Here is an 18,860-nt window from a genome sequence, read left to right on the forward strand (position 1 = left end):
ACTTCAATTGCCCTCGTAAACAAAAGCTTTCGGCACAAAATGCCGAAAGCTTTTATCATTAAATTTCGCCAATGGAAAAGCTCAATTTGTAGTTACCAAACTTTGTAAGTTCATCCAGCATCGTATTTAACTCTGACTGTGAAGACATGCGTACCCGCATCCAATAACAGCCCTCCCCACTCACCCGATGGATTTCGACAATAGAGGAATGCTCCCGTGCAAAAGTCTGAAAAGCACTGTGAGTCGTTCCTGAATTCAGAAAAACCGTAATAAAGGCATGAATCGTCTGCCCAATTTTCTCCGGGTTCCAGCGTAGTGTATAGCCCTCAATAATACCTGCATCCTGCATTTTTCGAACACGCGCCCCTACTGCTTGGCCTGTCAAATGAACTAGCTGACCGATCTCCTTATGCGTTAAAGAGCTGTCTTCAATTAAATGATGAAGAATACGCAGGTCGGTCTCATCAGGTACGAATAGTTCCATAGTTATTTTTCCTTTCATGATGAAACGAGAATGCTGGTTTTCCTTTCAGCAGGCCGTAGCCTGCATCTGCTTGCGTCAGATATGATTGTAGCAGAAACAAAGAACGGCCGAAAATACATTCGGTCAAAAAAACATTTACGATCAAAGGAGCTTCCATATATGAATATCACACTAATCCGCAACGCAACCTTATGGATCGAATACGCAGGAGTAAAATTTCTGATTGATCCGATGCTGAGTGATGCTCGCCTAAATCCACCAGTTCCCAATACGGAAAACACTCTCCGCAATCCGCTGGTTCCCTTGCCACCACAATGGCAGACGCTTGGACAGCCTGACGTGGTCATCGTCACGCATTTGCATCTGGATCATTGGGACCCGGCAGCAGTACGCTGGCTGGACAAACAGCTTCCCGTCTTCTGCCAGCCCGGAAATGAAGAACAAATCATGGCTGACGGTTTTACACAGGTTACTCCGATTTCGGTGGCTGTTTCTGTGGGAGAAATTGAGATCAACCGTACTGCTGGACATCACGGTACTGGAGAAATAGGGGAGCAGATGGGACCCGTATCCAGCTTTGTATTTCAGGCTCCAGGTGAGCCTGTCGTCTACGTGGCCGGGGATACCATTTGGTGCAGTGAAGTCGCGGAAGCACTGGATAAATACCGCCCAGACTGGACGATCGTAAACGCTGGAGGAGCGCGGTTTACAGTGGGCGATCCCATTATTATGACTGCCCAAGATGTAACAGTTGTTGCACAGCATGCCCCTTACACCCAAGTCGTTGCTGTCCATATGGAAGCCATCAACCATTGTGTACTGACTCGCTCCGAGCTTACGGAACATATCCATCGTGAAGGTCTGGAGAAGCGCGTCCATATTCCGGCAGATGGAGCGACGATTTCGGCATAAGGCGATAATTCCCGATTCACCGTTTGCGCCTATTTCGAATATATTGGATTTCAAAACGCCTAAAAGAAGGGATTATTAAATGAATTGGCAATATCAGCATCCTTATTATGGTACAGAAACCCAATGTAAAGAAGTTCCGATTGCTTTTCCTCCCCAGCATCAATATAGACAGCCGGGGTTGGAATACCTGGTGGTTCCACGCCCTATCTTTGATAATCCAAAGTATATCGGTACGGGAAAGCTTCAGGATCGGGTGGCGATTATTAGCGGCGGGGACAGTGGCATTGGTCGCGCGGTTGCAGTCGCATTTGCCAAGGAAGGGGCCGATGTGGTCATTGCCTATCTCGATGAGCATCGAGATGCGATGGAGACCCGTGATGTCATTCACCGGCTTGGCCGACGTTGCTTGCTAATTCCAGGTGATCTAAGGCTTAGAAGCAACTGCTGTCTGGTTGTTCAAAAAACGATGGAAACCTTCGGTCGTATTGATATCCTCATTAATAATATGGGGATTCAGTTTGTGCGCGAATCCTATTTGGATATCAGTGAACAGCAGCTACGTGATACGTTTGATACGAATATTATTTCCTTCTTCCATATGACTACAGAAGCCTTGCCGTATATGCGGGCTGGGGCCAGCATCGTCAATACGGCATCGGTTACGGCCTATGTTGGGCAAAAAAATATGATTGACTATTCAGCTACCAAAGGAGCCATTGTCAGCTTCACGCGCGCTTTGGCTAATAATCTGGTCGATCAAGGTATTCGCGTGAATGCCATTGCTCCCGGTCCAATCTGGACTCCGCTGAATCCGGCCACACAGTCGCCTGAAGTCATTCGTACCTTCGGCAGCAATACACCAATGAAGCGTGCCGGGCAGCCTTATGAATTGGCTCCTGCCTATGTGCTGCTGGCTTCGGATGACGGATCCTACATTACGGGCCAAACGCTACATGTGAACGGCGGACAAATGGTGACGACTTAGTTGGGCTGGCTAATAGCCATAAGGCCTAACATACAAGCAAACCTCCAGCATCCACAAGTTAAGTGGGACTGGAGGTTTGCTTATTTTACAATGTTGAATATAAGCTTAAACTGATCTTTTGTTTTTGTTGTAAATATCGAAGGCAACCGCCAGCAGCAGTACCAAGCCCTTGATCCCTTGCTGCCAGTCAATACCGAGACCGATCAGAGACATACCGTTATTCAATACGCCCATAACCAAGCCACCGATAATGGCTCCAAAAACCGTTCCGATCCCGCCCGACGCCGAAGCTCCACCGATAAAGCAGGCTGCGATGGCATCCAGCTCAAAGTTCGTACCTGCTCTCGGCGTAGCCGCATTCAGACGTGCAGCAAAGATGAGACCAGAAATAGCAGCCAGTACGCCCATGTTGACAAATACCCAGAATGTTACTTTTTTCGTTTTGACACCAGACAGGCCCGCTGCCTTTTCATTTCCACCCAGCGCATACACATGGCGCCCCATAACCGTGCGGTTCATGACGAAGGAGTATACCACGATCAGGATGAACAGCAGGACGAGAATGTTCGGAATCCCCGCATAGCTCGCGAGCATGAAGGTGAACAGATTAATCACAGCAGCCACCACGATCAATTTGAGTACAAATAACACCTGTGACGGAACCTCAAATCCATATTTAAGCTGAGAGCGGCGTTCGCGAATTTCGTTCACGATAAACCATACCGTAAGTGCAATGCCGACAATGATGGATACCAGGTTATAACCGGTAGATGAAAAATCCGGCAGGAAGCCTGAACTGATTTTCTGGAATCCCCCCGGAAAAGGAGAGATCGATTGGCCTTCCAGCACGATCATTGTTAATCCGCGGAAGAGCAGCATTCCCGCCAAGGTAACGATAAATGCCGGAATCCGTACATAAGCGACCCAGAACCCTTGCCATGCCCCAATTAACGCTCCGACCAGCAAAGCTGCAATCACAGCGACCCACGCTGGAAGCTGCCAATCGACCATCATAATGGCGGCAACCGCACCGACAAAAGCGGCTATGGAGCCGACGGACAAGTCAATGTGCCCAGTGATGATAACCAGCACCATCCCGATCGCCAGTACGAGAATGTAGCTATTTTGCAGAATCAGATTGGTAATATTAATCGGCTTCAATAGCAAGCCGCCTGTCAGCACCTCAAACAAGATCATAATAACGACCAGTGCAATCATCATGCCATATTGGCGGATGTTATTTTTAAAAAGTTTAGTTATGGTTTCCATGCTTCACGCCTCCTGACTTGGTCATATATCTCATCAACGTTTCCTGCGAAGCGTCCTCACGGCTAACCTCTCCGGTGATCCGCCCGGCATTCATAACATAAATCCGGTCACACAAGCCCAGTACCTCTGGCAGCTCGGACGAAATAACCAGTACCCCCTTGCCTTCAGCGGCAAGACGATGAATAATCGTATAAATTTCGTATTTGGCACCCACATCTATGCCGCGCGTCGGCTCATCCAGAATCAGAATATCCGGTCCGGCAAAAATCCATTTGCTCAGTACTACCTTCTGCTGATTGCCGCCACTCAGATTGCCCGTTTTCTGCAAAATACTCGGCGCTTTGATGTTCATGCTTTTTTTCATTTCCTCTGCAACGACGACTTCCTCCTGCTCATTAACTACAGCGCCTTTCGCCAGCTTGTTCAGACCGGTCAGCGAAATATTGCGCTTGATATCATCCATTAAAATGAGGCCGTACTCCTTGCGATCCTCCGTCACATAGGCAAAGCCATTGTTAATGGCGTCCGTAACCGTGTTGTTCTGGATCGGCTTGCCGTCCTTAATCAGTTGACCCGAGATGTTGCGTCCGTATGACTTGCCAAAGATGCTCATCGCCAGCTCGGTCCGTCCCGCCCCCATCAGCCCGGCAATGCCGACAATTTCACCGCGGCGAATGTTCAGATTCACCTGATCCAGCACCTTGCGGTCTGCATGATGCTCGTGATACACCGTCCAGTCCTTCACTTCCAACACGACTTTGCCAATCTCGGCATGACGTTCTGGATAACGGCTGGTCAGATCGCGTCCAACCATCCCGCTAATGATCCGATCCTCCGTGACCTCATCCTTTTTCATATCCAGCGTCTCAATCGTCTTCCCATCCCGCAAAATCGTAATCGAATCCGATACCTTTGCGACCTCATTCAGCTTGTGGGAGATCAGAATGCAGGAAATGCCCTGTTTTTTAAATTCCAGCATCAAATTAAGCAGATTTTCACTATCATCCTCATTCAAGGCCGCTGTTGGTTCATCCAGAATAAGCAGCTTTACCTTTTTAGAGAGCGCTTTCGCAATTTCGACCAGTTGTTGCTTGCCGACCCCGATGTTCGTAACCAAGGTATTGGGGTTTTCACTCAACCCGACCTTGGACAGTAGCTCGCGTGTCCCGACAAAAGTCTCTTTCCAATCAATCACGCCACCGCTGGCGCGTTCGTTGCCCAGATAAATATTTTCTGCAATCGAGAGATACGGGATCAATGCCAGTTCCTGATGGATAATGACGATGCCCAATTCCTCGCTCTGCTTGATATCCTTGAACTCACACGTTTTGCCCTGGAAAATAATATCCCCTTCGTAGGTTCCATGCGGATATACACCGCTCAGTACCTTCATTAGCGTCGACTTGCCCGCACCGTTCTCGCCGCACAGCGAATGAATCTCGCCTTCCTTGACCTTGAGATTCACATTTTCCAATGCCTTTACGCCGGGAAAGGTTTTGGTAATTCCCTTCATTTCCAAAATGATTCCAGTCATGGGTTACACTCCTTTCGGTTGGATTCCTACTCTTATTTGAGTCCAATTTGCTCTTTGGTGTAATAGTGACTGCCGACAATATCCTTCTCTACATTCGTCCGATCCACCGAGATTGGATCAAGCAAGTACGCAGGCACTATCTTTTTACCGTTGTTATAGGATTTAACGTCATTCACTTCCGCTTGCTTGCCTTGTAAAATGCTATTGGCCATCACAACTGTTTGCTCAGCCAGCTTGCGGGTGTCCTTAAATATGGTTTGTGTCTGCTCACCAGCCACAATGGACTTGATCGAAGCCAGCTCTGCATCCTGTCCCGTAATGATCGGCAACGGCTTGCTCGCTGTTCCGTATCCGACCCCTTTCAGGGATGAAATGATACCGATGCTAATGCCGTCATACGGGGAGAGCACCGCGTCCAGATTGGCCCCTGAATAGTAGGCACTCAGCAGATTATCCATCCGTGACTGTGCCAAAGCTCCATCCCATCGCAGCGTAGCGATCTGTGCCATCGTCATCTGCTTGCTGCGCACAACCAGCTTGCCGGAATCAATGTATGGTTTAAGTACGGACATCGCACCATTAAAGAAGAAGTATGCATTATTATCATCCGGTGATCCGCCGAACAGCTCAATATTGAAAGGGCCCTTGCCTTCCTTGAGACCCAGCTTTTTCTCAATATATGCCGCCTGTAGCACGCCCACCTTGAAGTTATCGAAAGTCGCATAATACGTCAGATACGGTGTGTTGCGAATCAGACGGTCGTAAGAAATGACCTGAATCCCTCGGTCGTGTGCCTTCTGAATCACATCCGTCAGCGTGTTCCCGTCGACCGAAGCGATCACCATGACATTGACGCCCTTGGTGATCATATTTTCGATTTGTGAGATTTGGTTTTCCACCACGTCCTCGGCGTACTGTAAATCCGTTTTATAGCCTTGCTCCTGAAACAACCGAACCATATTCTCCCCGTCTCCTACCCAACGCTCAGACGATTTGGTCGGCATGGAAATGCCTACATAGCCTTTTTCCTTGCTGCCCGTTCCACTCTCCGCCAGATTGCAGGCCGAAAGCATCAGGGCCAAAACCAGAAGCCAAACAACAACAGCTCCCTTTTTCATATGAAGTTCCCCTTTCCTCATGTGATGCAGGTCATTTGAAGGTAAGGATTTTGCAAAATCCTCAGGTCATTGCTGATTAGACTAGAAGTTAGATAGCGCTTACATAAGTGAGGCGATGAGCACCTCTCTTTTTTTATGTGCAAACACATGGTATCATTCCAGGCCGGGGAAGGTCTTTGCAGGTTTTGAACTTTTTTTATAAAATTTTAACCTTTGTGGTGAGTGTAGGGAGACGGGATTGGATTGGAGGAGAATGGAGATTGTCGGGAGATCTACTCATATATTTTGAAAATACAAAAAGACTTAGCCTTCTTACGATTGGCAAAGTCTCAATTTGTTGAATTATTAAATCGGCTATCTAAAGAGTTCACACAGACCCATGCTCCAACGGAGCCACAGCTTGAATATTTATGTTATACGACGGAATCACTTCTTCGATCAACCAAAATTCTTTCTTGATCTTGGTCTGTCATTGCTCTGCTATATGTTCCAATAAATCTCCTGGTTGACAACCCAAAGCCGTACATAATTTATCAATTACTTCTAATGACACATATTCATTCGTATTGAGCTTCGCCATTGTAGCAGACGAAATCCCCGTCATTTTAAGTAAGTCCTGCTTCTTTATTTCCCTGTCGATCAATAATTTTTGAAAAGGTTTGTAACTAATCATCTGGTATTCCTTTCACATATGAAGTGAATTTTCTTTAATTATATGAAAGTATATTTCCTTTAGCAAAAACAACTCCAGCTACAACCAATTCTCATCCGAACGGAATCTTTACTTCAAGCAGTTACATGAACTACTATCAGAGGATATACAAAAGACTCAAAAGACTCTATTCCTTTTTGATGACGCAGACTTTTCTATTCAAGCTATTTTAGAGCGTGAAATCTATTTGCAAGGTTTTAAAGATGCTCTTCATCTACATAACGAATTAGATTTATCTTTAAATTGAGAGCCTTTTGGCTCTTTTTTCTTTTGATTCTGTCGTATAACGTTTCTGTATTCATGGCGTCCCACCGGTTTAAGCCCCGCCAGAGGCGGCCGCGATGCGGTTAGTCGATGCGGATGTGTCCGCTGGAAATGCATCCTTGCAGATGGCTTACTGCGGACCGAAGGAGCCGCCAGGCTCCGAAGCATGAATATAATGTTATATGATGCCGCCCTTTTTTAATAGACCCAAGTATTAACCCTCTGACAACATAGCTGTCAAAGGATAACATGTCACGCTGTCTTTTCCTTTTCGACCTTTTGTTTTTCCAAGTATAATTTAAAGTTAGTAATACCAGCTAGTAACAATTGTAACCCTTCACTTATAGCTTCTGAAAAATCGGGAAACTCAAAACTGAAGTTCCCTTCCTTAAGTCCTTCTATACCGAAATCCGTGATATCGGCAATTTTTTTGATTTCAATATCATTCTGAACTGTAACTGACAATGTCAATCGTTTTTGAAGCTCTTTTGCTATAGCATCATTGACTTCCCAGAGTTCTTTGCGATCTGATTTTTCTTTCTTTATTAATCCGAAAATAGCATCAGAAATTTCTTTTGGAAGTCTCTTATTTATTTCATTGGGTTGGACAGGACTTTCATTTAGGTGTGCGTGCATCAATGCAATATTTGACTTGTTGAAAACACAACTACCTGTCAGCAAGTGATAAATGGTACATCCCAGTTGGTATAAATCAGTTTCAATAGAATGTTTTTCACCCTTCCATTGTTCAGGAGCTGCATATGCTGGTGATTTGAAATTAACTACGGTATGTGTTCTAGTAGCAGCATCAATATATCTTGCTAATCCAAAATCGCCAACTCGTGTAACTCCGAATTTTGAAAGAAAAATATTCAAGGGTTTTATATCTCTATGCAAAATATTTTGTTTATGTGCGTAATCTAGTGCTTTACAAATCTCCCACGAAATATACAAGGCTAAGTAATAGTATGTTTCTTCATCAAGAATTGTCTTGTATTTCGAGACAAACTCGTTTAAGTTCATCCCATCAATATATTCCATAACAATATAATGATACTCAAATGAAATATCTGACTTTTCAAGTATGCCATAGTCAAGTACCGATACAATATTGGGGTGACCAATTAAAGAAGCGCCTGTCTTTGCTTCATCAAAGAAAATTGATATTGCTTGTTTCTCAGATCCCTGTATTGTAGTTTTTATCGCTATATTTCTATCAAGAAGTTTATCTCTACCAAGCCAAACTTCGCCCATCCCACCACGAGCAATTAACTCATTCAGTACATAACGATTATTTAATTCCATCTTCGGAAAAAACAAAGTATTGCCCCCCTACAAATGAATGTCCAATCCTACTATCAATTTACATTATTCATCATTTTTTGTATAGAGATTTGGTTTTTGAAGTTTCACATAACGTTCTTGAATTCACGAACCCTCACTGGCTTAAGTGAACGATAGCGAACGGGTCGTCAGACTCAGCCAGTGTAGGGTTGTCCGGCTGCTTTAGCTTCCTTGAAATCCCCCTGCCGGACCGAGGGCGTATGCCCGAAGCGTGAATTTGGTGTTAGGCGATGCCGCTCTGAAATAACCCTCAATTAGTGTCATTAGATCTTTGTAGTGAACTCTTGAATATATTTTTTTCGTTCTTCTCTATATCTTTCTGTGTAATTGCCTTCTTTAAATTCATTTATTACGCTTCTCCAAAAGGATATTGCCGTAATATTTTCTTCCATCTGAGAAACTAACCAATTCGCCTTATACATGTTAAATGCCATTATTGCTGCTTTACGACCTATACCTGATCTTCTATACTTCTGTAAAACCATAAAATCGTATATTACATGTGTTGGATCGGGATCAATATCCATATTCTCAAATAGAACTACCAAAAAACCTACGATTGAACCTTCCACTTCCATAAAAAAAGGGTTCCACCTACCGTCTCCCTCCCAATAAAAATTTAAGTTAATTTCATACTTTCCATTCCTATTTACATCTCGATTTGTGTATTTACTAAAATCATATTCATAAAATTGATACAGATTAGTTAATGTGTCTTTATTCTCCGGCTTAACCGGAACAAGTTTTAGTTCCATATTGACTCCTTTTAGTTTCGCTCTTCGCGGTTTCGCCTAACGTCTTATTTACGAACTTCGTGAAAACAAGGAAAATAATAAATCAAACGAATCATCGTATTTGAAATAGTCCTTTTGAATCATGTTTATATTCTATCATCAAATGGAAGAATATTACGACTGCTAACTATAGTTAAAAACAAAAAAATCCCTGTCTTCACAACAGAAACTTTTTTGAATAAATGATTCACACGGGCATCCCATCAATGACATGTACGTAAGAATCATCAAACGTTAACTCTACATAATATATAAGAGAATAGGTTTATTCCATGTGTACCACTTGACGTTAAGCTTCGTCGACATCAATTAAGAACACCCGCTCCTGGAATCCGCCTCGTGCCTCGGCTTTGTCCGCCCGGAGCTTGTCCAGCTCAGGTACATTCGCTCCATGTACTTCTGCCAGCGCTCGGATGACTTCGAGCATATCCGCTAGTTCTTCCAGCGCGTCCTGATCTTTGTCCGCTGCAAAATACTCCTCAGTCTCTTCACGAAGCTTCGTTCGCAGTTCCTGCTTATAGTCCTCTGAGTCTAATATGCGTGTCCGACATTCCTTACCCTGAGACATAATGATATGCGGGATCTGATCCCGCACTGCTTGTTGTATGTAGGCATTTCAAACAACACCCTTTCTGATATGAAGTTTAAAAATTCAACAATTTAATTGAACGGGTTTTCTTTAAATATAGACGGATACCGCTTAGACGGATCAGCTACGATCCGTTGTGACAGAGACTCTAGAATAGAGTCTGTTTTATAAAGCAACATGTCTACTTCCTCCAGCTTCATCGTCTCCCTGGATGCTTCTTCCTCTCCGGAAACCAGATAATGCATGGTACCCATAAACAGCACCATATCTAAACACGGCTCCGCATCCGAGCGAATTAGTCTAAGCAGATCGTTCATGGATAGACTAATGGATAAAGGCATGATTTGATTTCGATGTACATAAATGGCCTTCGCCATAGAAAACATAGCGCGATCACAAAGAATGAGGCAATTTAGCCATTGATTATGATCACGCATCATCTGGGCAAGCTGCATTTGGTATTGGGCAAGCTTTTGAAAATCCATCATGCAATTCAATATGTTGGTGTCACTATACTTAGGCAATTTGAAATCAGCTTCACTATGTAGTTGGTTGCTTAAGGAGTAGTGTTTCATGGGGGAATCAACTCCTGATTTAGAATTTCATAAATAAGGGTTTTGCAAAATCCTGAAACAAATGTGAGCAACGTAGCATATCATTAGACCACTAAAATGTATAATTTTCTAGCTATCGGACAAGCTTCATAATGAATATTACTATATAGTAGTTTTTAATTCAATTTACTTACTAACGCATATTAATTAGATGTAACTCTTTCTCTACACTTCTAACTATAGAGAGGTGTATTCATGTCAGAACTATTAGAATTAGTCGGTACACGTATTCGAGATATTCGAAAGTCTAAAGGGCTTTCCCAAGAAGCTTTAGCCGAAAAAGCAGGTTTCAATTCGAGTTATATTGGTTTCATCGAGCGTGCGGAGAGAAATATATCTTTGAAAAATCTGGAGAAAATAGCGAAGGCATTGAACGTGGGCGTCTATCAATTGCTTACATATGTGAAGGAAAATGATGAGCTTACCGAAGAAGATTCGAGTATAAAAGCCATTTTGTCTCTCCTAAGAACTCGTGAAACCAAAGATACTGAGCTGGCCTTAAAGATTCTTACGGATATATTTATTAGAATGGATGAACGATGAAACAAAAAAAAGGAACTGCACTCTGCAGTTCCCCACCTACCTCTTACGACAACGCCAGCATCGCTTTCATATCTTCCTCTGCGGTCGTAATTAGCTTCAAGCCAAACATCTCCACCAGTACATCCAGTACACCCGAAGAAATAAACTCAGGCGGCTTTGGCCCAATGCGAATATCCTGGATGCCAAGGCTGAACAAGCCTAGCAGGATGGCAACTGCTTTTTGCTCAAACCAGGACAGCACAATGCTGACAGGCAGCTCATTCACCGTACAACCAAAAGCATCCGCTAAAGCCAGAGCGATTTTCACAGTAGAACCGGAATTGTTGCATTGCCCCAAATCAATATAACGTGGAATGCCAGTATCTCCAACGGTGCCGTAGTCCACGTCATTAAAGCGGAATTTACCACAAGACGTGGTCAGAATAACCGTGTCGTTCGGCAAGGATGTAGCCAGCTCGCGGTAATAGTTGCCGCCTTTGCCTGGTGCGTCACAGCCCGCGATGACGAAGAAACGGCGGATATGTCCGTCTTTGACTGCCTGAATGATCTCAGGTGCCAGCCCGATGACCGTCTCATGATGGTATCCTGTCGTAAGCACTTGTTCAGAGTCTACATCTGCGGCTGGCAGAGCCAACGCGCGTTCAATCAGTGGAGAGAAATCGTCGTTCACAATTTTGGCAACACCCTCCAGCCCTGCTACTTCATAAGAGAAGAAGCGGTCTGCATATGTGCCTTTAATCGGCATAACACAGTTCGTCGTAGCAAGAATCGCCCCTGGGAATTCCTCGAACAATCTGCGTTGATCGTACCAGGCCTTGCCGATATTGCCCTTGAGATGTGCATATTTCTTCAACGCCGGATAACCGTGGGCAGGCAGCATCTCCGAGTGAGTGTAGATATTGATGCCCTTTCCTTCGGTCTGACGCAGTAATTCTTCCAGCGCGTACAGATTATGTCCGGTCACGACGATGCATTGACCTTCGATTTTATTTTGGCTGACGGTAATCGGCTGTGGAATGCCAAAACGATCCGTATGCGCACGATCCAGCACATCCATGATCCGTACAGCTGCATTTCCGACCTTCATCGCCATTTCCAAATGCTCTTGTACATTAAAGTTAGAATTGGTTAAGGTCATATATAACGCTTCATGCGTGATCCGATCCACCTCAGGATCGGTATATCCCAACTGACGTGCATGTGTGGCATAGGCAGCAATCCCTTTTAATGCAAAAATCATTGTATCCTGCAAGCTCGCTACTGTCTCATTTTTTCCGCACACCCCAATGACTTTACACCCGCCACTCGGCGTCTGTTCACACTGATAACAAAACATATCGTTTTCCTCCAAATATTGATAGATATTTGTTCGTTATCTACAGCGTAACAAACCCCTGAACGTGCGGGTGTGATTACACACACACTTTTTAGCACAGATTATCATGAGAGGGCGCAAGGCAATTCCGCAATCCAACATTCCTATTCCGACGAATTTTCCTGAATTCCCCCGCCCTTACGGTACTGCACAGGCGACACGCCCATGGTTTTTTTAAAAGCAGTGCTAAAATAGTGCTGACTATCGTATCCCGTACGTTCTGCTATATCAAGCACAGACAACGTCGTAGAGTCCAGTAGCTGCACTGCTTTGCGGATACGGGCACGCGTGACGAGGGTCACGAAGCTGTCGTTGAGCTCCTTTTTGAGCACACGGCTAAGATATACAGCCGATACCTGTAGCCGCGAGGCAAGAGCTTCCAGCGTCAGCTCGCGATCGGCATAACCTTCCTGAATAAGCTGCCGTGCCCGGCGTACGATGGGAGATAGCTGCGCTTCACCGTACACCCGATCCCGGCTCACCCGGTACGCATTGATTGCGCCTTCCAGCCCACCCTCGTTGGACTCCACATGGGTGTGAACCGCTATATTCAGGTAGCCTCCAATGGCCTGCTCTATAGAAGCGCCGATCGTCTCGGGTGCCTCCTGCCACAGGCATATGCCGATCAGCCCGTTCGCATCGCGAAACAACACATGCGATCGGTCCTCCAGCAGTTCGCCAATAATATTTTCAGCGGCGAAAAGAAACAACTGGCGGTCATTCTCACGCATAATCGTCTGCCGTGCTTCTGCTGCAGGCCACCGTACCGCGCCGATTTGAACAGGTGGCCGGGATGGAAGACGTAAAAACGCCAACTGCTCCATGACGTCTTTTCCCGTGTGCTGTCCTTCCAGCCATTCCAGACAAAACCGCTGACGCAGCAGCGGAATATTCCGTTCAATCTGCCCGGCAGCTTGTTCTACATAGGCGGCGCGTTTGTGCTCCTCGTCCAGTCGCTGACGAAGCCGTGACAATGCAGCGTGAAGCTGATCCGCATTTACCGGCTTCAGAATATAATCTTCTACGCCAAGCCGGACAGCTTCCTGTGCATAAGCAAATTCATCATGCCCGGAAATGATCAGGCAACGGCACTCCGAGCGTCCTTCCCGCAGCCGCCGAATCAGTTCAATTCCATCCATGAATGGCATATTCATATCGACCAGCACGATGTCGATGCTAAGCTGACCAACCAGTTCCAGCGCTTCTTCACCGTCCTCGGCCTCTGCTACAACCTCCATGCCCAGAGCCGTCCAGTCTAGGCAGTCCCGAATCCCCTCACGAATGATCGGCTCATCATCTGCGATCAATACTTGATAACGTTTAGCCGTGGCTATGCTTACTTCTGGTATGGCTTGGTCAATCAGACTCGCCGTTGTCGCGTTGTCTGTTCCCTTGGATTTCGTCATCCTGACCCTCTCCTTTGTCATAAGGCTTCTTCAGTTGCGCCATATCCAGCAGCAACGGATGAGTGATTGTAACGCAGGTACCTGTCCCTTCTTTACTGTCCAATGTAATTCCATATTCCTCGCTAAAAGACAATCGGATACGCGCTTGTACATTCAGCATGCCGTAGCTTCTGCCATTTGTACGAACTTCCTTTTGTTTCCGTCTTCCTTCCATCGCCTCCAGCGGTATTTCCAGCCATTCACGCAGCTCACACAGACGCTCCGCCGTCATCCCTGCACCGTCGTCACGTACCGTCAGCAGCAGCTTGCCGTCCTCGGCTTTAGCTTCTACGCAAATCGTGCCTGGACCACGTCTGGCCTTAATGCCGTGGTAAATCGCATTTTCCACCACAGGCTGAAGCATAAGCTTCAACACAAACAGATCCTTTAGCCCGTCGGGTACATTTAATTCCCAGCGAATTCGGTCACGATAACGGGTTTGCTGGATTTGCATATAGCTTGAGATATGCTCAATCTCAGAGCTCAGTGGAATAAAGTCATCCCCTTTGCTCAGTCCAAGGCGGAACAATCTCGATAACGCCCCCACCATATCGGATACCTCGTCTGCTCCATTTTTTCGGGCCATCCAATGAATGGTATCTAGCGTATTGTATAGAAAATGCGGTTTAATATGCTCTTGAAGACTGCGTAGTTCGGCATCCCGTTTTTGTCGTTCCCTCAGTTCGCTAAGCGACATGAGACAGCGGATTTGCTCCAGCATCCGGTTAAAGCTCCGGCCCAGCATTCCGATTTCATCCCCGCGCTCACTCCATTGGCGAACCGTAAGATCCCCCGTCTCTGCCGTACGCATATAAGACATAAGCCGGAAAATTGGCTGCGCGATAGAACTGGACAATCGCAAGGATGCCGTTAAGCCAAACAGACATACAATGAAAACAAAACAGACAACGTAGAACTGAATTTGCCGCACTTCCAGTGTAGATTCGCGTGCCGGGAATACTCCCACGGTTCTCCAGCCCGTGAACTCGGAAGCCTGGAACATGAACAGCAATTCCCTGCCTCCGGCTTCACGGGTAAACATCCCGCTATCCTCTGGCCCGAACCATTGCGACGGAATGCGCTCAATCAAAGGCATATCTGGCATATATACACTGCGTCCCTTGGCATCTGTCACCATGACATACCCGCTTTTGCCCAAGGTTACATCTCTGGCAGCTTGCGACACAGCCCGCAGCTTGAGATCAATCATAATTACACCCAGTACATGTCCTGTCTCCGAATCCGTGACCGAACGGACGACAGAGACAATTTCACTGTCCTTGTACCGGACATGAGTGGTCACATTACGGTGACTTGGCTGTCCCAGCACAGTGAATATCCCTGCATGCTGCGCCGCCTGTGTGTACCAGTCTTCTTCCGTCAGGCTGCGTGTGCTTCGAGCATACATTTCATTGCTGATATAATCTCCTTTTTCGTTCACGATCAGAATCCCGGCAATTTCAGGATATAACGTGGTAAAACCCTGCAAAAATTGCTTCATTTCATACAAGGTATCCTGCTCCTGTACGGAACTTACAACCTGCTTGGAGCCGGGAGCCTGGTTAAGGAGAGGCTTCTGTGCTTGCTCCGCCTGACTTTCTGGCATCACACTACTCGTATGACCCGCGTGACCATCAGCCAGCGTCCGTCCTTTCCAAAACTCCCCAATTTCAGGGTTAAAGGCAATCAGATACGTCATGTTCTGTAAATTTTCCATTTTGGTATCGAGTGCTTCGTTCACCTTGCCAATTAACTGCATCGTATGGTTTTCCACCTGCCGCTCAATAATCCGCTCCACCGTCCAATTCACAAGCAGGCCTAGTCCCAGTGAAGGCACGATGCCAAACAGCAAGAACAGCACCATGAGCTGATAGCGTAAAGGCATATTGCGCAAGCGTAACCTCGGCATCATTTGATGCATCCCTAAGTGGATGCTCTTCCAATATTTATTTTGCATAATAATCATCTACATTCGCTCGGGTGACGACGGAAATCCCAGTATCCACCCGCACGGGCAGCGGGGTGTTATCTCCAGACGAAGAAGGTGCAGGAATCGTCAAATGATGATGCAGATGGAACAGATATTGAAGTGACCAATAGCCCATATTCCATGTCCCTTGGGCAATCGTTGCCGAGATGGTCCCATCACGAATCATATCCAGTGTCGCTTTATTCGTATCAAAAGAAATAATTTTTAGCGGATGACTGCCTTTTTGGCTCAGTGCCGCCTCACCCACACCTGTTCCTCCGGTGGCTTCGGTCACAAAAATACCCGCCAGTTTCGGATAAGCCTTCATCAACCTTAGCGATTCATCCCTGGACACCATCACGTCAGCACGACCATCTACCACTTCCACCACCTTCATGGCAGGATACTGCCGCTGAATGGTATCGCGAAAGCCGCGCGAGCGTTCCTCATGATTTTGCTGCCCCGGCAGTGTCAGAACAGCGACTTGGCCTTCACGTCCCAACAGCTCAGCCATTTTTTCCGCAGCGGTCACACCCGCCTTATAATTATCCGTGCCCAAAAATGTATACGCCCGGCTCCCCGGCGCTCCAGCGTCAAACAGCACGACAGGAATGTCCGCATCCAGCGCCTTATTAATGACCGGGATCAGGGAGTGTGGATCAATCGCTGATATGGCAATGCCTGCGGGTTTACGGGCAATCGCCTGCTCAATGATGGTCATCTCCTCCTGTGCATCATACCGGGTCGCCCCCCGGTACTCCACCGTTACCCCCAAGGCATCCCCAGCATCCTCGAAGCCTTTGAGCCCGCTTTTCCAATATTCCAAACCGGACTGGAACGTAATCATCATATACGTTTCTCCGATGCTGCCTCGCAGCCCTTTTTCCTCCCAAGCTCCATTCAACCGCTCGGATTGTTCATATCTGAACACATAGAGAGCAAAGGCCGCAATCAACAGCATGTACACCAGCAGCGTTTTCTTCATCCTTCCTCTCCTCTTCCTATGCGCATCCTTAAATTTAATTTGCTTTGTTTTTATTTAGATTGTAAACGCAATCATATTAAATTGGAACCACTTCACTCTCCATACTTTCAGGTAGCGTTAATCCTGCACTAATGTTCCTACGGTACAATACCTACAATTGTGCTAGGAAAAACATGTGCGAATCTTGAGGAAAAGGAGTGATATGGATGAGCAAGCCGCGTATCGCAGAGTGGACAGAACTACGGGGTCTTGCCTACCTCGCTGTCGTGCTTCAGCATTGCATTGGCGAATATATTTATCGCAGCGACATCCAACAGCCGGATTCCGTTATGCTCGCGATGCTGTACCATTTGACACGTTTTGGCACACCGACGTTCGTTTTCCTGTCTGCGGCGCTGTTATTTTATAATGGTAACAAACCGATTGGCTATTCCCGTTATATTGGCAGACGGTTTCGAGATATTTATGTTCCTTTTCTCTGCTGGACGGTTGTTTATTGGGTATGTACTCAGAACTGGTCAACCGCGCAGTGGGGAAATTTATCCTTTTACAAAGGTATGTTCGAGGAAATGATCATCCCTGTCAGCGGATATCATCTATGGTTTGTGGTCATGATCTTTCAGTTTTATATTTGGTTTCCTTTATTTGCAAAAGCAACCGAGCAGATTCGAACGTTTCTACGTCGTTATAGCACCAAAAAGCGCAAGCAGCTTGTTTTGGCTGTCATGCTGATTGCTGCTGCGGCTTATGCGTTGCTGTTACAATGGTCCTACTATGACATGTCTGCATGGAGCGCTTGGTTGCCATCCTTTGGGCAGACCCTGTTAGATTACCGCACTTATAACTTTGTTATGTATTTTTTCTATTTTATGCTGGGCGCAGTGTGCGCCTATATGACGGACACCTGGCGGGGATTGGCCCAGCAGACGTTGCCATGGAATGTATTTGTTTTTATTGGTCTGTTCATGCTCATGGGTCATACGATGCTGATCCAGTCGGGCGATACGATCAATCTCAATATTTCTACCTATCTGAAGCCAAGCACCTTCGTACTGATTGTCTCGCAGTTGCTTTTGTTGTATGGGCTGCTACTTCATTTGCAAAAAGACCCGCGTACCGAGCCGTTTCGTCGTATGCTAAACTGGATCGGACGCTATTCCTTCGGAGGATATCTGGCCCATGCGCTCGTGCTGTCCTTCATATCCTTTTACACCCGTCCGCTTGCCCTAGGGGATCATCATTTTACAGCTACGCTCATTACGTTTGTCGTCGTGGCAAGTGCTTCTCTCGGTATCAGCTGGCTCTTTGCCCATCTGCCTGGCGGCAACTGGATTGTTGGCTCCAAAGGCAGACAGCGATTGAACTGGCGGCTTCATTTTCAGTTCCTTTCCTCCAAACGTGCTTCCAAAAGCACGCAGGAGCTTGGCTAATCTTCTGCCCCAGCGTTTCAGCATAGGGATTCAAATACCGTCAAAGGCTTTTGCAGGGCTCACGTATTGAGCTCTGCTTTTTTGCTGTCTAAGTGTGATGAATCATGTTCCAAACTGATTAACATTTTATGACATGGATATGTATTTTATTTTAAAATAAGTCATTATATTGAATAATTATAAGCATTACGTGGGAGAAATCACAGTTTTGCATAATAGGAATGGGGGGATGAACTCAGCATACCATCGTCGTTGTTAAGGATCTGGTCCAAAACTTGGTGAGGCTGCTTCCTGGTCTGAAACATACGGTTGAACTGATTAATCAGTTCATCCAAAAGTATAGACTGCTCCAGTACACAGGCATGTCCTAGACCATACTCTGCGTAAAGATTATGCATGTGTTGTCTGGCATGTTCCATTTGTTGAATTAACGTTACCTTTTCATCCTTGTTCATCCTACATACCTCCTCATGAATTTCATTTTAAGAAGGGAT

At 46.1% G+C, this 18,860-nt stretch carries 17 protein-coding genes and 1 pseudogene; 4 read left to right on the forward strand and 14 right to left on the reverse strand.

Going from position 1 to position 18,860, the window contains the following annotated elements:
• Positions 1–58: 58 nt before the first annotated feature.
• The gene (locus G7035_RS03090; RefSeq protein ID WP_017426389.1) at positions 59–484 is read right to left on the reverse strand and encodes an Lrp/AsnC family transcriptional regulator; all 426 of its coding nucleotides are present in this window, start codon (positions 482–484) and stop codon (positions 59–61) included.
• Between the two features lie 159 nt (positions 485–643).
• On the opposite strand from G7035_RS03090, the gene G7035_RS03095 reads away from it, so the two are divergent.
• Positions 644–1,396 carry an MBL fold metallo-hydrolase gene (locus tag G7035_RS03095; protein ID WP_019686348.1) on the forward strand — a complete coding sequence of 251 codons (753 nt, stop codon included), beginning with the start codon at positions 644–646 and terminating at the stop codon, positions 1,394–1,396.
• 79 nt (positions 1,397–1,475) lie between these two features.
• Positions 1,476–2,381 (forward strand): glucose 1-dehydrogenase, encoded by a 906-nt coding sequence (locus G7035_RS03100; protein ID WP_019686347.1) that lies wholly within the window; start codon positions 1,476–1,478, stop codon positions 2,379–2,381.
• Between the two features lie 105 nt (positions 2,382–2,486).
• On the opposite strand, the gene mmsB is transcribed toward G7035_RS03100, so the two are convergent.
• The 8 genes and pseudogenes from mmsB to G7035_RS03140 form a co-directional block, all read right to left on the reverse strand.
• Entirely contained in the window at positions 2,487–3,650 is a 1,164-nt protein-coding gene (gene mmsB / locus G7035_RS03105) for a multiple monosaccharide ABC transporter permease (RefSeq protein WP_016821349.1), read from the reverse strand.
• Positions 3,634–5,184 (reverse strand): multiple monosaccharide ABC transporter ATP-binding protein, encoded by a 1,551-nt coding sequence (mmsA, locus tag G7035_RS03110; RefSeq protein WP_019686346.1) that lies wholly within the window; start codon positions 5,182–5,184, stop codon positions 3,634–3,636. The genes mmsB and mmsA overlap by 17 nt, the downstream gene beginning before the upstream one ends.
• Before the next feature lie 32 nt (positions 5,185–5,216).
• Positions 5,217–6,302 carry a multiple monosaccharide ABC transporter substrate-binding protein gene (gene chvE / locus G7035_RS03115; RefSeq protein WP_019686345.1) on the reverse strand — a complete coding sequence of 362 codons (1,086 nt, stop codon included), beginning with the start codon at positions 6,300–6,302 and terminating at the stop codon, positions 5,217–5,219.
• 469 nt (positions 6,303–6,771) lie between these two features.
• Complete coding sequence (locus tag G7035_RS03120; protein WP_019686344.1) at positions 6,772–6,975, reverse strand: helix-turn-helix domain-containing protein; 204 nt, start codon at positions 6,973–6,975, stop codon at positions 6,772–6,774.
• 555 nt (positions 6,976–7,530) lie between these two features.
• Complete coding sequence (locus G7035_RS03125; protein WP_154654535.1) at positions 7,531–8,583, reverse strand: serine/threonine-protein kinase; 1,053 nt, start codon at positions 8,581–8,583, stop codon at positions 7,531–7,533.
• A 302-nt stretch (positions 8,584–8,885) separates the two neighbouring features.
• Complete coding sequence (locus tag G7035_RS03130; RefSeq protein ID WP_019686341.1) at positions 8,886–9,377, reverse strand: GNAT family N-acetyltransferase; 492 nt, start codon at positions 9,375–9,377, stop codon at positions 8,886–8,888.
• A gap of 328 nt (positions 9,378–9,705) precedes the next feature.
• Positions 9,706–10,031, reverse strand: a pseudogene (locus G7035_RS03135) (nucleoside triphosphate pyrophosphohydrolase).
• A gap of 45 nt (positions 10,032–10,076) precedes the next feature.
• A complete protein-coding gene (locus G7035_RS03140) occupies positions 10,077–10,580 on the reverse strand; it encodes a hypothetical protein (RefSeq protein WP_019686340.1) in 504 nt (167 codons plus the stop codon).
• Between the two features lie 234 nt (positions 10,581–10,814).
• Between G7035_RS03140 and G7035_RS03145 the strand changes: the two genes are divergently transcribed.
• Positions 10,815–11,162, forward strand: a complete 348-nt coding sequence (locus G7035_RS03145; RefSeq protein ID WP_016821354.1) for a helix-turn-helix domain-containing protein — start codon at positions 10,815–10,817, stop codon at positions 11,160–11,162.
• A gap of 43 nt (positions 11,163–11,205) precedes the next feature.
• On the opposite strand, the gene hcp is transcribed toward G7035_RS03145, so the two are convergent.
• The 4 genes from hcp to G7035_RS03165 form a co-directional block, all read right to left on the reverse strand.
• Positions 11,206–12,498 carry a hydroxylamine reductase gene (hcp, locus tag G7035_RS03150; RefSeq protein ID WP_017426382.1) on the reverse strand — a complete coding sequence of 431 codons (1,293 nt, stop codon included), beginning with the start codon at positions 12,496–12,498 and terminating at the stop codon, positions 11,206–11,208.
• Between the two features lie 143 nt (positions 12,499–12,641).
• The gene (locus G7035_RS03155; RefSeq protein ID WP_019686339.1) at positions 12,642–13,943 is read right to left on the reverse strand and encodes a response regulator; all 1,302 of its coding nucleotides are present in this window, start codon (positions 13,941–13,943) and stop codon (positions 12,642–12,644) included.
• Positions 13,894–15,894 carry a cache domain-containing sensor histidine kinase gene (locus G7035_RS03160; protein WP_115293061.1) on the reverse strand — a complete coding sequence of 667 codons (2,001 nt, stop codon included), beginning with the start codon at positions 15,892–15,894 and terminating at the stop codon, positions 13,894–13,896. Before G7035_RS03160 ends, G7035_RS03155 begins: the two co-directional genes overlap by 50 nt.
• 34 nt (positions 15,895–15,928) lie before the next feature.
• Positions 15,929–16,936, reverse strand: coding sequence for a substrate-binding domain-containing protein (locus G7035_RS03165; protein ID WP_019686337.1), 1,008 nt, complete (start codon positions 16,934–16,936; stop codon positions 15,929–15,931).
• A gap of 206 nt (positions 16,937–17,142) precedes the next feature.
• Between G7035_RS03165 and G7035_RS03170 the strand changes: the two genes are divergently transcribed.
• Positions 17,143–18,366, forward strand: a complete 1,224-nt coding sequence (locus G7035_RS03170) for an acyltransferase (protein ID WP_019686336.1) — start codon at positions 17,143–17,145, stop codon at positions 18,364–18,366.
• A gap of 200 nt (positions 18,367–18,566) precedes the next feature.
• Here the strand turns inward: G7035_RS03170 and G7035_RS03175 are convergent, their stop codons facing one another.
• On the reverse strand, positions 18,567–18,821 hold the full coding sequence (locus G7035_RS03175) for an aspartyl-phosphate phosphatase Spo0E family protein (RefSeq protein ID WP_019686335.1): 255 nt from the start codon (positions 18,819–18,821) through the stop codon (positions 18,567–18,569).
• Positions 18,822–18,860: the final 39 nt, after the last annotated feature.

It is taken from the genome of Paenibacillus polymyxa, from assembly GCF_015710975.1.
In the GTDB taxonomy this organism is placed as follows: domain Bacteria; phylum Bacillota; class Bacilli; order Paenibacillales; family Paenibacillaceae; genus Paenibacillus; species Paenibacillus polymyxa.

Bases quoted from the DNA above. Each gene is read 5' to 3' on its own strand.
- G7035_RS03130 (WP_019686341.1), bottom strand. From the start codon at position 9,377: ATGGAACTAAAACTTGTTCCGGTTAAGCCGGAGAATAAAGACACATTA.
- G7035_RS03160 (WP_115293061.1), bottom strand. From the start codon at position 15,894: ATGATGCCGAGGTTACGCTTGCGCAATATGCCTTTACGCTATCAGCTC.
- G7035_RS03090 (WP_017426389.1), bottom strand. From the start codon at position 484: ATGGAACTATTCGTACCTGATGAGACCGACCTGCGTATTCTTCATCAT.
- G7035_RS03165 (WP_019686337.1), bottom strand. From the start codon at position 16,936: ATGAAGAAAACGCTGCTGGTGTACATGCTGTTGATTGCGGCCTTTGCT.
- mmsA (WP_019686346.1), bottom strand. From the start codon at position 5,184: ATGACTGGAATCATTTTGGAAATGAAGGGAATTACCAAAACCTTTCCC.
- mmsB (WP_016821349.1), bottom strand. From the start codon at position 3,650: ATGGAAACCATAACTAAACTTTTTAAAAATAACATCCGCCAATATGGC.
- chvE (WP_019686345.1), bottom strand. From the start codon at position 6,302: ATGAAAAAGGGAGCTGTTGTTGTTTGGCTTCTGGTTTTGGCCCTGATG.
- G7035_RS03120 (WP_019686344.1), bottom strand. From the start codon at position 6,975: ATGATTAGTTACAAACCTTTTCAAAAATTATTGATCGACAGGGAAATA.
- hcp (WP_017426382.1), bottom strand. From the start codon at position 12,498: ATGTTTTGTTATCAGTGTGAACAGACGCCGAGTGGCGGGTGTAAAGTC.
- G7035_RS03175 (WP_019686335.1), bottom strand. From the start codon at position 18,821: ATGAACAAGGATGAAAAGGTAACGTTAATTCAACAAATGGAACATGCC.
- G7035_RS03155 (WP_019686339.1), bottom strand. From the start codon at position 13,943: ATGACGAAATCCAAGGGAACAGACAACGCGACAACGGCGAGTCTGATT.
- G7035_RS03125 (WP_154654535.1), bottom strand. From the start codon at position 8,583: ATGGAATTAAATAATCGTTATGTACTGAATGAGTTAATTGCTCGTGGT.
- G7035_RS03170 (WP_019686336.1), top strand. From the start codon at position 17,143: ATGAGCAAGCCGCGTATCGCAGAGTGGACAGAACTACGGGGTCTTGCC.
- G7035_RS03095 (WP_019686348.1), top strand. From the start codon at position 644: ATGAATATCACACTAATCCGCAACGCAACCTTATGGATCGAATACGCA.
- G7035_RS03100 (WP_019686347.1), top strand. From the start codon at position 1,476: ATGAATTGGCAATATCAGCATCCTTATTATGGTACAGAAACCCAATGT.
- G7035_RS03145 (WP_016821354.1), top strand. From the start codon at position 10,815: ATGTCAGAACTATTAGAATTAGTCGGTACACGTATTCGAGATATTCGA.
- G7035_RS03140 (WP_019686340.1), bottom strand. From the start codon at position 10,580: ATGAAACACTACTCCTTAAGCAACCAACTACATAGTGAAGCTGATTTC.